Genomic DNA, 12481 nt, shown 5'->3' with positions numbered 1-12481 from the left:
AGCACCCCCGATGAGTAGCCGCTCGATGAGGAGTCCTCAACCACCATGCTGAGTTTCATCGCACGCCGATTCGGTCTGCTGATCCCGACCTTCTTCGGCGTCACCCTCCTGACCTTCGCACTGATCCGCCTGATTCCGGGCGACCCTGTGGAAGTGATGATGGGTGAACGCCGCGTCGACCCGCAGATGCACGCCGAGGCCATGCACCGCCTGGGTCTCGACAAGCCTCTCTACCAGCAGTACCTCGACTACATCGGCAACCTTGCCCAGGGCAACCTGGGTGAATCGCTGACCACCCGCGACAGCGTGTGGAACGAGTTCCTCACCCTCTTCCCCGCCACCCTCGAACTGTCGCTGGCGGCCCTGCTGTTCGCCGGCACCTTCGGCCTGCTGGCCGGGGTGATCGCGGCGCTCAAACGGGGCTCACTGTTCGATCACGGGGTGATGACGATCTCCCTGGCCGGCTATTCGATGCCGATCTTCTGGTGGGGCCTGATCCTGATCATGCTGTTCTCCGTGAGCCTGGGCTGGACCCCGGTGTCCGGGCGCCTGGACCTGCTCTACGACATCGAGCCGAAAACCGGCTTCATGCTCATCGACACCCTGCTCTCCGGCGAGGAAGGCGCGTTCGTAGACGCTGTGCGCCACCTGATCCTGCCGGCCATCGTGCTGGGCACCATCCCGCTGGCGGTGATCGCCCGCATGACCCGCTCGGCGATGCTCGAAGTGCTGCGCGAGGACTACGTGCGCACCGCCCGCGCCAAGGGCCTGTCGCCGGCCCGCGTGGTGTTCATCCACGCCTTGCGCAACGCCATGATCCCGGTACTCACCGTGTTCGGCCTGCAGGTCGGCACGCTGCTCGCCGGCGCAGTGCTCACCGAGACCATCTTCTCCTGGCCGGGCATCGGCAAATGGCTAATCGACGCGATCAGCCGCCGCGATTATCCGGTGGTGCAGAACGGCATCCTCCTGGTGGCGACCCTGGTGATCCTGGTCAACTTCACCGTGGACATCCTCTACGGTCTGGCCAACCCACGCATCCGCCACCAACGCTGAGGAGCCCACGCCATGAATGCCAACGCCAAAGCTCCCGCCAGCGACCCGAGCCTGGTCTACCCCTCCCCACTGAAAGAATTCTGGCAAGCCTTCTCGCGCAACAAGGGCGCGGTCGGCGGCCTGCTGTTCATGCTGGTCATCGTGTTCTGTGCGCTGTTTGCCCCCTGGGTGGCGCCCCATGACCCGAGCTGGCAGTTCCGCGAGTACCTGCTCACCCCGCCGGCCTGGCAGGAAGGCGGGCAGATGCGCTTCCTGCTGGGCACCGACGAACTGGGCCGCGACCTGCTTTCGCGCCTGATGCACGGCGCGCGACTGTCGTTGAAGATCGGCCTGGCCTCGGTGGTGATCTCGATGATCCCCGGCATCATCCTCGGCCTGTTCGCCGGTTTCTCGCCCAACCGCCTGGGCCCGGTGATCATGCGCCTGATGGACATCATGCTGGCCCTGCCCTCGCTGCTGCTGGCGGTGGCCATCGTCGCCATCCTCGGCCCAGGCCTGATCAACACCGTGATCGCCATCGCCATCGTCTCGCTGCCGGCCTACGTGCGCCTGACCCGCGCCGCCGTGATGGGCGAGCTGAACCGCGACTACGTTACCGCCTCGCGCCTGGCCGGCGCCGGCACCCTGCGCCTGATGTTCGTCACCGTGCTGCCCAACTGCATGGCGCCGCTGATCGTGCAGGCCACCCTGAGCTTCTCCTCGGCCATCCTCGATGCCGCCGCCCTGGGCTTCCTCGGCCTGGGCGTGCAGCCGCCGACCCCCGAGTGGGGCACCATGCTGGCCTCCGCGCGCGACTACATCGAGCGCGCCTGGTGGGTCGTCTCGCTGCCCGGCCTGACCATCCTGCTCAGCGTGCTGGCGATCAACCTGATGGGCGACGGCCTGCGCGACGCGCTGGACCCGAAGCTGAAGAACGCGGCGTGAGGAGCTCCCGGATGAAAACTCTCGTGCTCTTCGTAGGAGCGAGCTTGCTCGCGAACCTGCAGCCCCCTGCGTTCCCCGTTCGCGAGCAAGGACTAAGGCGTCCCCCTCGCTCCTACAAGAACAAGAACCTGATGGAGACCGCCGTATGAGCCTCCTCGACCTGCGCAATCTCTCGGTACGCTTTGGCGACCGCAATGCCGTCCCGGTGGTGGACGGCCTCGACCTCTCGGTGGACAAGGGCGAAGTCCTGGCCATCGTCGGCGAATCCGGTTCCGGCAAATCCGTGACCATGATGGCTCTGATGGGCCTGATCGACGCCCCCGGCATCATCACCGCCGACGCCATGCAGTTCGACGGTACCGACATGCTGCGCCTGAAGGGCCGCGAGCGTCGGCGCATCGTCGGCAAGGACATCGCCATGGTCTTCCAGGACCCGATGACCGCGCTCAACCCCAGCTTCACCGTCGGCTACCAGATCGAGGAAGTGCTCAAGCTGCACCTCGGCCTGCGCGGCAAGGCCTTGCGCCAACGCGCCCTGGAACTGCTCGAACGGGTGGAAATCCCCGGCGCCGCCCAGCGCCTGGACGCCTACCCGCACCAGCTCTCCGGCGGCATGAGCCAGCGCGTGGCAATCGCCATGGCGATTGCCGGCGAGCCCAAGCTGCTGATCGCCGACGAACCCACCACCGCGCTGGACGTGACCATCCAGGCGCAGATCATGGAACTGCTGCTCAACCTGCAGCGCGACCAGGGCATGGCGCTGATCCTGATCACCCATGACCTCGCCGTGGTCGCCGAGACCGCCCAGCGCGTCTGCGTGATGTACGCAGGGCAAGCGGTGGAGATCGGCCAGGTGCCGGCGCTGTTCGACGCGCCGACCCATCCCTATACGGAAGCGCTGCTCAAGGCCATTCCTGAGCACAGCGCCGGCGAGGAACGCCTGGCCACCCTGCCCGGCATCGTCCCCGGCAAGTACGACCGCCCGCAGGGCTGCCTGCTGTCACCGCGCTGCCCCTACGCGCAGGACAACTGCCGTGCCGTGCGTCCGGCCTTGGAACCCCATGCACGCGGCGCCGTGCGCTGCTTCTACCCGCTCAACCTGAACACCGAGGTGGCCCGATGAACGCCGTCCTGACCGCCCGCGACCTCACCCGTCACTACGAAATCTCCCAGGGTGTATTCAAGCCGCACGCCCTGGTCCGCGCGCTCAATGGCGTGTCCTTCGACCTGCAGGCCGGCAAGACCCTCGCCGTGGTCGGCGAATCCGGCTGCGGCAAGTCCACCCTGGCGCGCGCCCTGACCCTGATCGAGGAGCCCACTTCCGGCTCCCTGCAGATCGCCGGCCACGAGGTGAAAGGCGCCAACCACGAGACGCGCAAGCAACTGCGCCGCGACGTGCAGATGGTTTTCCAGAACCCCTACGCCTCGCTCAACCCACGGCAGAAGATCGGCGACCAGCTGGCCGAGCCACTGCTGATCAACACCAACCTGTCACGCACCGAACGCCGCGAGCGCGTGCAGGCGATGATGAAGCAGGTCGGCCTGCGCCCCGAGCACTACCAGCGCTACCCGCACATGTTCTCCGGCGGCCAGCGCCAGCGCATCGCCCTGGCCCGCGCCATGATGCTGCGGCCCAAGGTGCTGGTGGCGGACGAACCGACCTCGGCGCTGGACGTGTCGATCCAGGCCCAGGTGCTCAACCTGTTCATGGACCTGCAGCAGGAGTTCGGTACCGCCTACGTGTTCATCTCCCACAACCTCGCCGTGGTCCGCCACGTGGCCGACGACGTGCTGGTGATGTACCTCGGCCGCCCCGCGGAAATGGGCCCGGCGGACAAGCTCTACGAACGCCCGCTGCACCCTTACACCCAGGCCCTGCTGTCGGCGACCCCGGCCATCCACCCCGATCCGGACAAGCCGAAGATCAAGATCCAGGGCGAACTCCCCAACCCGCTCAACCCGCCCAGCGGCTGCGCCTTCCACAAACGCTGCCCGTATGCGACGGAACGCTGCAAGAGCGAGGTGCCGGAGCTGCGGGTGCTGGATGAGCGCCAGGTGGCGTGCCACCACGCGGAGCAATTCCTGAACTGAAAGGCGGTGGGCCGGTCTTAGGCCGGCCCACCCTTTCGGCTTCAGCTGCGTCCTACCGCGCATCAGGAACAGGCCTACCGCCTGATCCGGCCTGTCCCGCTAGGGTGGCGTCCCGCCACTGTCCTGCACTGCAGTGGCCGTTATCCACAGGGCCACGCCAGTCATGCTGTTGTTCTTCCTCCTGCTCATCCTCGTTACCGCGATCATCGCCAACGTCCAGATCCACCGGTGGAAACGCCAGCGGCGACTCGACCTGCGCGCAGCCGTGGGCTCGCGGAAGAAGGCGACGCCGAAAAAGAAGATCAAGGAAGACCTCGACCTCGACCAGATCGACTGGGAGAGTCTCGACCAGGAGGAGCTGGACTTCGCCGCGCCGGCGCCGCCACCGCCGCCCAAACCCGCCCCCGCGAAGGCACCCGCAGAGCCTCCCGAGGCGAAACCGCCAGCGGCGCCAAAGGACGAGTTCTACCCGCTGGAGCGCGCCTTGCCGCCGGGGCAACTCTCCGCCGCACAGCGCGACGCGGCCATGGCCCAATTGCTCAAGACCAGCCTGTACATCCCCACCCCGGAGCCCGGCGAGAAGCACGTCGTGCTGGACATGGATGACGGCGGCTACGTGCCCGTCGCCACCCATCCGGCGGCGGCGGCCATCGCCCTGGGCCATCTGGCCGAAAGCATGAAACAACGCACGGGCGAGCAACTCCTGAAGGAACTGCGCGGCGGCGACCTCGGGTTGCTGGTCGTCGCGCGCAATCCGCAGAAGCCCACGGTAGCCCGCCTGTGGAAAATCCAGCCGGAAGACCTGTAGGGCGTACAACCGTTCGCGGTTGTACGCCGATACGCCGATGCCATCGCCGACACGGTGGTCGAGCTTGGCCAACGCCCCGGCTCCCCCCGAGCGAAGCGCGACCAAGGCCAATCGGCGTATAACGCGGAGCGTTATACGCCCTACAGATCACGGATCAGCGCCAGCCGCACACCAAAGCCCAGCAACACCCCGCCAAAGCCCCACTGCTGCACCCGCTGCATCAGCCGATGCCGCGCCAACCAGCGCCCCATACGCTCGCCGCTGAGCGCGTAGAAGCTGTCGAAACCCAACCCGACCATCACCAACACGCCGCCCAGCAGCGCGAACTGCACGGCCAGCGGGCCGTTCTGCGGCTGGATGAACTGCGGCAGCAGCACGGAGCAGAACAGCAGTGCCTTGGGGTTCAGCAGATTGGTCAGCACCCCACGGCGGAAGGCCCGCCGATAGCTCGTCGGGGTCTTCGCGCATTCGGCGCTTTCCACAGTGAGGCCCACCGGCGCACGCAGCAACTGCAGGCCGATCCACGCCAGGTACACACCGCCGACGATACGCACCGCATCGAAGGTCCAGGGCGCCGTGCGGAACAGCAGCGCCAGGCCGGTCGCCGCCAGCGCCACGTGGCAGCCGCGTGCCAACGCCAGCCCGACGGCGGTCGCCAGCGCGGCCCGGCAACCTTCGCGGGCGCCGGTGTGCAACAGGAGAATCATGTCGGGCCCCGGCAGCAGATAGACCATCGCCAGGGCCAGCAGGAACACACCGATATCCATAGAAGCAACTCCGCAAAGGTGATCGCGGATAAGGATTCTATGCCCGAAGGCCAAGGCAGGTGCTTGCGTATTCGACCATGATTGGCAGACTGATTGGCATACCCTGCCAATCCATACACACAAAACTCTTCACTTATGCCAAACATCAAGCTGGATGCCTACGACCACCGCATCCTCGCCGCCCTGCAGCGCGATGGCCGCCTGACCAATGTGCAACTGGCCGAGGAAATCGGCCTCTCGCCCTCCCCCTGCCTGCGCCGGGTGCGCCTGCTGGAAGAAGCCGGGATGATCCGTGGCTACCACGCCGAACTGGGCCGCGACGAAGTCGGGCTGGGCCTGACGGTGTTCGTCGGGGTGAAGGTCGAGCGCCACAGCGACACCAGCGCCGCCGCGTTCCGCCAGGCAGTGATAGACCTGCCGGAAGTGATTTCGGTGCACCTGGTCAGCGGCGAGTCGGACTTCCTCCTGCAAGTGGTGCTACCGGACCTGCGCGCCTACGAACAATTTCTCACCGGCACCCTGCTCAAGCTGCCGGGTGTCAGCGACATCCGCAGCAACTTCGCGATCCAGACCGTGAAGGAATCCGCGCCGCTGCCGTTGCGGCACCTGCCTAGGTAGCGAAGAAGCGCAGGAACGCGCGCAGGTCCGCCTGGGCCTGCTCCACCGTCGCCGGGGTGAAGCGCACTTCGCTGTGCGCCGGACATTGCGCCAGGCGACCGATATCCAGCGGGTGCAGAACGCCAAGCATGGGATAGCCGCCCATGGTCTGCCGATCGGCCAGCAGGATGATCGGCTGGCCGTCGGGCGGTACCTGGATGGCCCCTTCCACCACGCCCAATGACCACTGCCGGCGCGGCGCGCCCAGTGCCTCGCCGCGCAGGCGCACGCCCATGCGGTCGGATTGCGGGCTGATCCGCCAGGGCTGGTCGAAGAAGGTCTTGCGTTGTTCGTCGGTGAAGGTATCCGGGCCGGGCAGCACGCGCAGTATGGGCGCTTCGCGGTAATCCGGCTGGTACGGCCAGGGCACGCTGGCGCCACGCGTGAAACGCTCGTCATCCGCGACGCACGCCAGCACATCGCCCACCGCCAAGGGTTGGCCGTTACCGGCAAGGCCGCCCAGCCGCTCGCGGGTTTGGGTCGAGACACTGCCCAGCACCGGCTCCGCGCGGAAGCCGCCCGCGACGGCGAGGTAGGCGCGCTGTCCAGCACGGGCGAAGCCCAGCTTCAGGCGCTGACCCGCCCGTACCCGAAAGCGCGACCAGGCCGGCAACGGTTCGCCATCGAGGCTCAATGGCAGCTCTGCCCCCGACAGTGCCAGCCAGGTATCCACCTGCGCCTCCAGCTCCGCGCCGCCCAGGGCGATCTCCAGCAGCGCTGCGTCTGGGGCGTTACCCAGCAGGCGATTGGCCCAGGCCGCCGCGTGTTTATCCACAGGGCCGCCAGGCGATACGCCCAATCCCTGCCAACCGTGGCGTCCGCCGTCCTGCAGCAGGCACAGCGGGCCGCAGGCGAGCACCTTCAGGCTCATGGTTCACCGCCGGCGGCGCGATAGGCCGCTTCGTCGATGGGTACGAAACGCACGCGGTCGCCCACTGCCAATGGGCAAGGTGGCTCCCGGCGCGGGTCGAACAGGCGCTGCGCGGTACGCCCCAGCAGGTGCCAGCCGCCGGGGGAGGCTTGTGGATAAACCGCCGTTTGCCGCTCGGCGATGGCCAGGCTGCCGGCCGGCACCCGGGTGCGCGGGGTGGCGCGGCGCGGCAGGGCGAGGCGTTCGTCCAGCTCGCCCAGGTAGGCGAAACCGGGTGCAAAACCGATGGCGCCGACGCGGTAATCGCGGCTGGCGTGCAGCTCGATCACCTGCGCGGGCTTGAGTCCGCACAGGCGCGCAACGTCGTCGAGGTCGTCGCCGGCGTACCACACGGCGATCTCATGCAGGCGCCCCACCGATTCCACGATGGCGTCGCCCGGCCAGTCCGACAGCGCAGCCCGCACGCGGCGCTGTAGTTGTGGCAGGTCGATGCGCAGCAGGTCGTAGTGCAACAGGAGGGTGGTCCAACCCGGCACGCAGTCGGTCAGCACCAGCCCCAATTCGGAACGAAGACGCTTGGCAAGGCGTGCGATGCGCAGCGGCAGGGCGTCGTCGGGCTGTTCGGCCAGGGTGATCAGCAGCGCCTGGGCGCCAAAGGGCTCGACGCGAATCATGCCTGGTCCAGCAGGCCACGCAGGCGCCGCAGCACCGCCAGGGATTCGGGGTTGTCGCCATGCACGCAGAGGCTATCGGCGCGCAGCCGCAACGGCTTGCCGTCGATGTCCGGGAAGGGCTCGCCACGGGCGATGGCCAGGGCCTGGTCGAGAATCCGCTGCGGTTCGTGGTGCACGGCATTGGGCAGGCGGCGCGGGGCGAGCTGGCCGTCGGGCAGGTAGGCGCGGTCGGCGAAGGCTTCAAACATCAGCGGCACGTCGGCGGCGTCGGCCAGTTGCAGCTCGCGGCCGTTGTCGGCCAGCGCCAGGACCATCAACGGCAGGCCCTTGCGGTAGGCGGCGCAGGCATCGAGCACGGCCGAAAGCAGCGCATCGTCGCGCACCAGGTCGTTGTACAGCGCGCCGTGGGGCTTCACATAGTCGACGCGGGTGCCGGCGGCGCGGCAGAAGGCGTCCAGCGCGCCCACCTGGTAGAGCACCAGCGCCTGCACTTCCTCGGGCGAGCAGCTCAGGTGGCGGCGGCCGAACCCGGCGAGGTCCGGGTAGGCGGGATGGGCGCCGATGCTCACTCCGTGCTCCACCGCCAGGCGCACGGTGCGCTGCATGGTCAGCGGATCGCCTGCGTGGTAGCCGCAGGCGAGGTTCGCCTGGTCGATCAGCGGCATGGCATGGGCGTCGTCCCCCATGCGCCAGGCACCGAAGCTTTCGCCCATGTCGCAGTTGAGCAGAATCCGCGAGGTGCGTTCGGTCATCGGGGTCACCATCTTTCGAAAGTTCCTACAGGTTAAAGCAGACGCTGGCCTTTGGCCTTCGGAGAATACTCAGTCACGATTCGGAGGAGTACCATTCCCTGTCTAGACCAGTGGAAATCGTCTTTCGCATGATCAAAGCCGCCCTTCTGGCCGCGTTCGGCCTGAGCATCCTTTATGTCCACCTGCGTGGGCGGGTGCGCCACAAATTCTCGCGCCAGTTGACCGACCACTCCAGCTTCCTCGCGCCGATCAACTGCATCATGTACCTGTTCTCCCGGGTGCCGAGCCGCCCGTACCTGGCGACCGACGAATTCCCCGAAATGCGCCTGCTGACGGAGAACTGGGAAACCATCCGCAGCGAAGCCCTGCACCTGCGCGACGCCGGCAGCATCAAGCGCTCCGAGCAGCTCAACGACGTGGGTTTCAATTCCTTCTTCAAGACCGGCTGGAAGCGTTTCTACCTGAAGTGGTACGACGACAGCCATCCCTCCGCCGACGCGCTGTGCCCGAAGACCACCGAGCTGTTGCGGCGGATTCCCTCGGTCAAGGCGGCAATGTTCGCCGAGCTGCCGCCGGGCTCGCGCCTGGTGCGCCACCGCGACCCCTATGCCGGTTCGCTGCGCTACCACCTGGGGCTGATGACGCCAAACGATCCCGGCTGCTTCATCGAAGTGGACGGCGAGCGCTACCACTGGCGCGACGGCGAGGCGGTGGTGTTCGACGAGACCTACATCCATTACGCCGAGAACACCACGGAGCATGACCGGGTGATCCTGTTCTGCGACATCGAACGTCCGCTGAAATCCCGCTGGGCTACGGTGTTCAATCGCTGGTTCAGCCGCAGCGTGATGGCCGCCGCGGCCTCGCCGAACGACGCGAGCGACAAGACCGGCGGCATCAACCGTGCCTTCGCCTCGCTGTACAAGATCCGCCTGCACGGCAAGGCGCTGAAGAAGCGCAACCGCAAGCTGTATTACCTGGAGAAGTGGGGCTTCCTGGCAGCGCTGCTGGCGGTGATCATCTGGGTTTGAGCACGGCCCCTGCCATCAAGGCCTCCGCAGTTGCGGGGGCCTTTTTGTTTGGGCGCAGGTCGAAAAGCATCGCGGACGGAATCCGCTCCTACCCGTAGGGCGTATAACGTTCGACGTTATACGCCGTTTGACCTTGATCTCAAGGCGCTCCGAACTGGCCCTGGCGCCAGCGGCAAGCCTAGGTGAAACGGCGTACAACCGCGAACGGTTGTACTTCCTACGAGGGAACCTAGCCTTTTTCAGTACACATCGCGCCGATAACGCCCGCTCTCCAGCAGCGCCTCGACCTCGGCATCACCGAGCATCTCGCGCAGCGCACGGTCGACTCCTTCGGCCATGCCCTGCAGGCTGCCGCAGACGTGGATCACCGCGCCCTCGTCCAGCCACTGGGTCAGCACGTCGCCGTTGGCACGCAGGCGATCCTGCACGTAGACCTTCTCGGCCTGATCGCGAGAGAAGGCGACGTCCAGGCGTTGCAGTTCGCCCCGCGCCAATGCCCCTTCCAGCTCTTCGCGGCAGTAGAAGTCATGGGCGATATTGCGCTCACCAAACAGCAGCCAGTTGCGTCGGCGGCCTTCGGCGATACTGGCGCGCAGCAGGCTGCGCAGGCCGGCGATACCGGTGCCGTTGCCGATCAGGATCAGCGGACGGTCGTCCTCACTGAGGTGGAAGCTGCGGTTGCGGCGCAAGCGCAGTAGCAGGCTGCCACCCTCCGGCAGGTACTCGGTCAGCCAGCCGGAGCAGATGCCCAGCGAACCATCGGCGTGCTGTTCCTGGCGCACGATCAGTTCCAGCGCGCCATCGCTGCGCAGTGAGGCGATGGAGTACTGGCGCACCGACAGCTTGATCAGCGCGTCGTACACCGCCTGGCCGTGCAGGCCGACCAGGTGTTCGAGATTGGCCGGCAGCAGGCAGCCGGCCAGGGCGTCCCTCAGCGAGGCGGCCAGGCCATCGGCCTGGATGCGCGACTCGCCGTCCAGACCCAGGCATCCCAGCCAGGCGTTGACCAGGAACTGTGGCTGGCGCGGGACGATTTCCACCAGGTCGCCGGCATTCCAGTCGATCTGCGAATCGCTCGGCGCGGCCAGGCGCAGCAGCCAGGTGGACTCGCCCTGGCTGCCCGGGTTGAGGTGCTCACGTCCAGCCAGCGTCCAGACCTCGAAGGCCGGCGCACTGAACGCCGCCTGCGGCGCGGCGCCGGAAAGCTCAGCGAGGCGCTGCTGCCAGTGGTGCAGTGCGGCGGCATCGCCGTTGTCCACTTCGACGCCATCGAACAGCGTGTGCGCGCCCTGCCCTTGCAGCCAGCCCTGCAGGCGGCGGGCGAAGCCGCAGAAGTGGTCGTACTGGCGATCGCCCAGGGCGAGCACGGCGAAGCGCAGGTCGGCCAGCCCGAGGCGCTGGCCCAGCAGGTGGCGCTCGAAGCCGCGGGCGCTGTCCGGGGCCTCGCCGTCGCCGAAGGTGCTGACCACGAACAGGGCGTTGCGGGTCTGCTCCAGCTGCGCACGGTCCAGCTTCGCCAGCGGTTCGACTCGCACCGGCAGACCGGCGGCCTGCAATTGACCAGCGCTCTGCCAGGCCAGTTGCTCGGCGAAGCCGCTCTGGCTGGCATAGCCCACCAGCCAGGCATCGGCGCGGGTGTCATGGTTCAGTTCCCCACGCGCCGCCTGGGCCGCGCGCTTCTTGCGGCGGCGGTCGAGGTAGAGCAGCCAGCCGGTGATGAAGAACAGCGGCATCGACAGGCTCGCCAGCATCATCAGGATTCGTCCTGGCAGGCCGAAATAGCTGCCCACGTGCAGGGCGTAGACGCTGGTCAGCAGTTGCTTGCCAAAGGAACTGTCGTTGTAGCGCTTGTGGGCCAGCAGCTTGCCGCTGGCCGGGTCGATGGTCATCTCGTTGAAGGCGCGCTCGTGGGCTGCGTCGTCCAAAAGATAGAAGACGGTGGCGGGCCGGCCTTGCACTGGCGGCAGGCGCAAGTTGTAGGTAACCATCGCGGGACCGCCGGCCTGCTGGATGGTGGCCCAGACGGCGCTGGCATCGACCACCGGCGGCGGGCCCTCCGGCGCCGGTCCGCGCTTGCCGCCGCGCTGGCCGCCCTTGGCTTGGCCGGCCGGCGAGTCGTCGAGCAGCTTGAACAGGCCGTCGCGGTACCAGTCGTAGGACCAGTACAGGCCGGTCAGCGTCGCCAGGAGGTAGAACGCCAGGCACCAGGTACCGGCCACGGCGTGCAGGTCCCAGTTGAACGCGCGGCCCTTCTTGGCCCAGTCCAGGGTCAGCCAGGCGCGCCAGTTCAAGGCCTTGCGCGGCCAGCGCAGGTACAGGCCGGACAGGCACAGGTAGAGCAGGATCAGCGTGCAGGCGGCGGTGACCTGCTTGCCCGCCTCGCCCGCGGCGAGGAAGCGGTGCAGCTGCATGACGAAGTTGAAGAAGCCTTCGCCCTTGGGCGCCGGCAGGAAGCCCGCAGTGTACGGGTCGACGTAGCGCGACTCGCCGCGGCGCTGGCCGGGCTTGGGCGTGTAGAAGAGGCGGCCGGCCTGGTCGCCGTCGATGTTCACCCAGACGAAGGCGACCTTCTTGCCCGGCTCGGCGCTTTCCACCCGGCGGATCAGTTCGTCCATCGGCAGCGTGCCCTCGGCACGCTTTTCCACGGTGAGGCTGGCAGGGTTCACGGCGCGCAGGATTTCATCCTGGAACGACAGCATCGCCCCGGTCAGGCCCATCAGCGCCAAGACTAAACCTGCGCTGATACCGAACAGCCAATGCAACTGGAACCAGACTTTCTTCAACACCGTGGCCTCACGTCGTGCCGCACTTTTACATGGAGCGGGATTTTATTGAGAACGGCTCGCAAAT

General features: G+C 67.2%; 12 protein-coding genes. 7 read left to right on the top strand and 5 right to left on the bottom strand.

Annotation, left to right across the window (positions count from 1 at the left end):
• Positions 1–45 precede the first annotated feature (45 nt).
• The 5 genes from O6P39_RS05055 to O6P39_RS05035 all read left to right on the top strand — a co-directional run bounded on the left by O6P39_RS05055 (position 46) and on the right by O6P39_RS05035 (position 4879).
• Positions 46–1056 carry an ABC transporter permease subunit gene (locus O6P39_RS05055; RefSeq protein WP_275610316.1) on the top strand — a complete coding sequence of 337 codons (1011 nt, stop codon included), beginning with the start codon at positions 46–48 and terminating at the stop codon, positions 1054–1056.
• A 12-nt stretch (positions 1057–1068) separates the two neighbouring features.
• Positions 1069–1980, top strand: a complete 912-nt coding sequence (locus tag O6P39_RS05050) for an ABC transporter permease subunit (RefSeq protein ID WP_015475786.1) — start codon at positions 1069–1071, stop codon at positions 1978–1980.
• A 145-nt stretch (positions 1981–2125) separates the two neighbouring features.
• The gene (locus tag O6P39_RS05045) at positions 2126–3103 is read left to right on the top strand and encodes an oligopeptide/dipeptide ABC transporter ATP-binding protein (RefSeq protein WP_275610315.1); all 978 of its coding nucleotides are present in this window, start codon (positions 2126–2128) and stop codon (positions 3101–3103) included.
• On the top strand, positions 3100–4071 hold the full coding sequence (locus O6P39_RS05040) for a peptide ABC transporter ATP-binding protein (protein ID WP_275610314.1): 972 nt from the start codon (positions 3100–3102) through the stop codon (positions 4069–4071). Before O6P39_RS05045 ends, O6P39_RS05040 begins: the two co-directional genes overlap by 4 nt.
• A gap of 163 nt (positions 4072–4234) precedes the next feature.
• Entirely contained in the window at positions 4235–4879 is a 645-nt protein-coding gene (locus O6P39_RS05035) for a hypothetical protein (RefSeq protein ID WP_275610313.1), read from the top strand.
• Positions 4880–5019: 140 nt separating this feature from the next.
• Here O6P39_RS05035 and O6P39_RS05030 read toward each other — a convergent pair whose 3' ends face one another.
• Complete coding sequence (locus O6P39_RS05030; RefSeq protein WP_275610312.1) at positions 5020–5646, bottom strand: LysE family translocator; 627 nt, start codon at positions 5644–5646, stop codon at positions 5020–5022.
• A 144-nt stretch (positions 5647–5790) separates the two neighbouring features.
• Between O6P39_RS05030 and O6P39_RS05025 the strand changes: the two genes are divergently transcribed.
• Entirely contained in the window at positions 5791–6264 is a 474-nt protein-coding gene (locus O6P39_RS05025) for an Lrp/AsnC family transcriptional regulator (RefSeq protein ID WP_275611892.1), read from the top strand.
• Here the strand turns inward: O6P39_RS05025 and O6P39_RS05020 are convergent.
• The 3 genes from O6P39_RS05020 to O6P39_RS05010 are packed head-to-tail and all read right to left on the bottom strand — an operon-like array spanning position 6257 to position 8600.
• Positions 6257–7174, bottom strand: a complete 918-nt coding sequence (locus tag O6P39_RS05020) for a biotin-dependent carboxyltransferase family protein (protein WP_275610311.1) — start codon at positions 7172–7174, stop codon at positions 6257–6259. The two genes, O6P39_RS05025 and O6P39_RS05020, sit on opposite strands and share 8 nt — an antisense overlap.
• The gene (gene pxpB, locus O6P39_RS05015; RefSeq protein WP_275610310.1) at positions 7171–7848 is read right to left on the bottom strand and encodes a 5-oxoprolinase subunit PxpB; all 678 of its coding nucleotides are present in this window, start codon (positions 7846–7848) and stop codon (positions 7171–7173) included. The genes O6P39_RS05020 and pxpB overlap by 4 nt, the downstream gene beginning before the upstream one ends.
• Complete coding sequence (locus O6P39_RS05010; RefSeq protein ID WP_275610309.1) at positions 7845–8600, bottom strand: 5-oxoprolinase subunit PxpA; 756 nt, start codon at positions 8598–8600, stop codon at positions 7845–7847. Before O6P39_RS05010 ends, pxpB begins: the two co-directional genes overlap by 4 nt.
• 131 nt (positions 8601–8731) lie before the next feature.
• Here O6P39_RS05010 and lpxO point away from each other — a divergent pair, with 131 nt between their 5' ends.
• The gene (lpxO, locus tag O6P39_RS05005) at positions 8732–9631 is read left to right on the top strand and encodes a lipid A hydroxylase LpxO (protein ID WP_275611891.1); all 900 of its coding nucleotides are present in this window, start codon (positions 8732–8734) and stop codon (positions 9629–9631) included.
• Positions 9632–9870: 239 nt separating this feature from the next.
• On the opposite strand, the gene O6P39_RS05000 is transcribed toward lpxO, so the two are convergent.
• Positions 9871–12414, bottom strand: a complete 2544-nt coding sequence (locus tag O6P39_RS05000) for a sulfite reductase flavoprotein subunit alpha (RefSeq protein ID WP_275611890.1) — start codon at positions 12412–12414, stop codon at positions 9871–9873.
• Positions 12415–12481 lie beyond the last annotated feature (67 nt).

The organism is Pseudomonas sp. PSE14 (genome assembly GCF_029203285.1).
Lineage (GTDB): Bacteria > Pseudomonadota > Gammaproteobacteria > Pseudomonadales > Pseudomonadaceae > Pseudomonas.
The sequence above is the reverse complement of the archived record's forward strand: the minus strand, read 5'-3'. Positions and strand labels throughout refer to the sequence as shown.

What these genes read in the sequence shown, in the direction of transcription:
- O6P39_RS05055 (WP_275610316.1), top strand. Translation starts at nt 46, where the DNA reads ATGCTGAGTTTCATCGCACGCCGATTCGGTCTGCTGATCCCGACCTTC.
- O6P39_RS05050 (WP_015475786.1), top strand. Translation starts at nt 1,069, where the DNA reads ATGAATGCCAACGCCAAAGCTCCCGCCAGCGACCCGAGCCTGGTCTAC.
- O6P39_RS05045 (WP_275610315.1), top strand. Translation starts at nt 2,126, where the DNA reads ATGAGCCTCCTCGACCTGCGCAATCTCTCGGTACGCTTTGGCGACCGC.
- O6P39_RS05040 (WP_275610314.1), top strand. Translation starts at nt 3,100, where the DNA reads ATGAACGCCGTCCTGACCGCCCGCGACCTCACCCGTCACTACGAAATC.
- O6P39_RS05035 (WP_275610313.1), top strand. Translation starts at nt 4,235, where the DNA reads ATGCTGTTGTTCTTCCTCCTGCTCATCCTCGTTACCGCGATCATCGCC.
- O6P39_RS05030 (WP_275610312.1), bottom strand. Translation starts at nt 5,646, where the DNA reads ATGGATATCGGTGTGTTCCTGCTGGCCCTGGCGATGGTCTATCTGCTG.
- O6P39_RS05020 (WP_275610311.1), bottom strand. Translation starts at nt 7,174, where the DNA reads ATGAGCCTGAAGGTGCTCGCCTGCGGCCCGCTGTGCCTGCTGCAGGAC.
- pxpB (WP_275610310.1), bottom strand. Translation starts at nt 7,848, where the DNA reads ATGATTCGCGTCGAGCCCTTTGGCGCCCAGGCGCTGCTGATCACCCTG.
- O6P39_RS05010 (WP_275610309.1), bottom strand. Translation starts at nt 8,600, where the DNA reads ATGACCGAACGCACCTCGCGGATTCTGCTCAACTGCGACATGGGCGAA.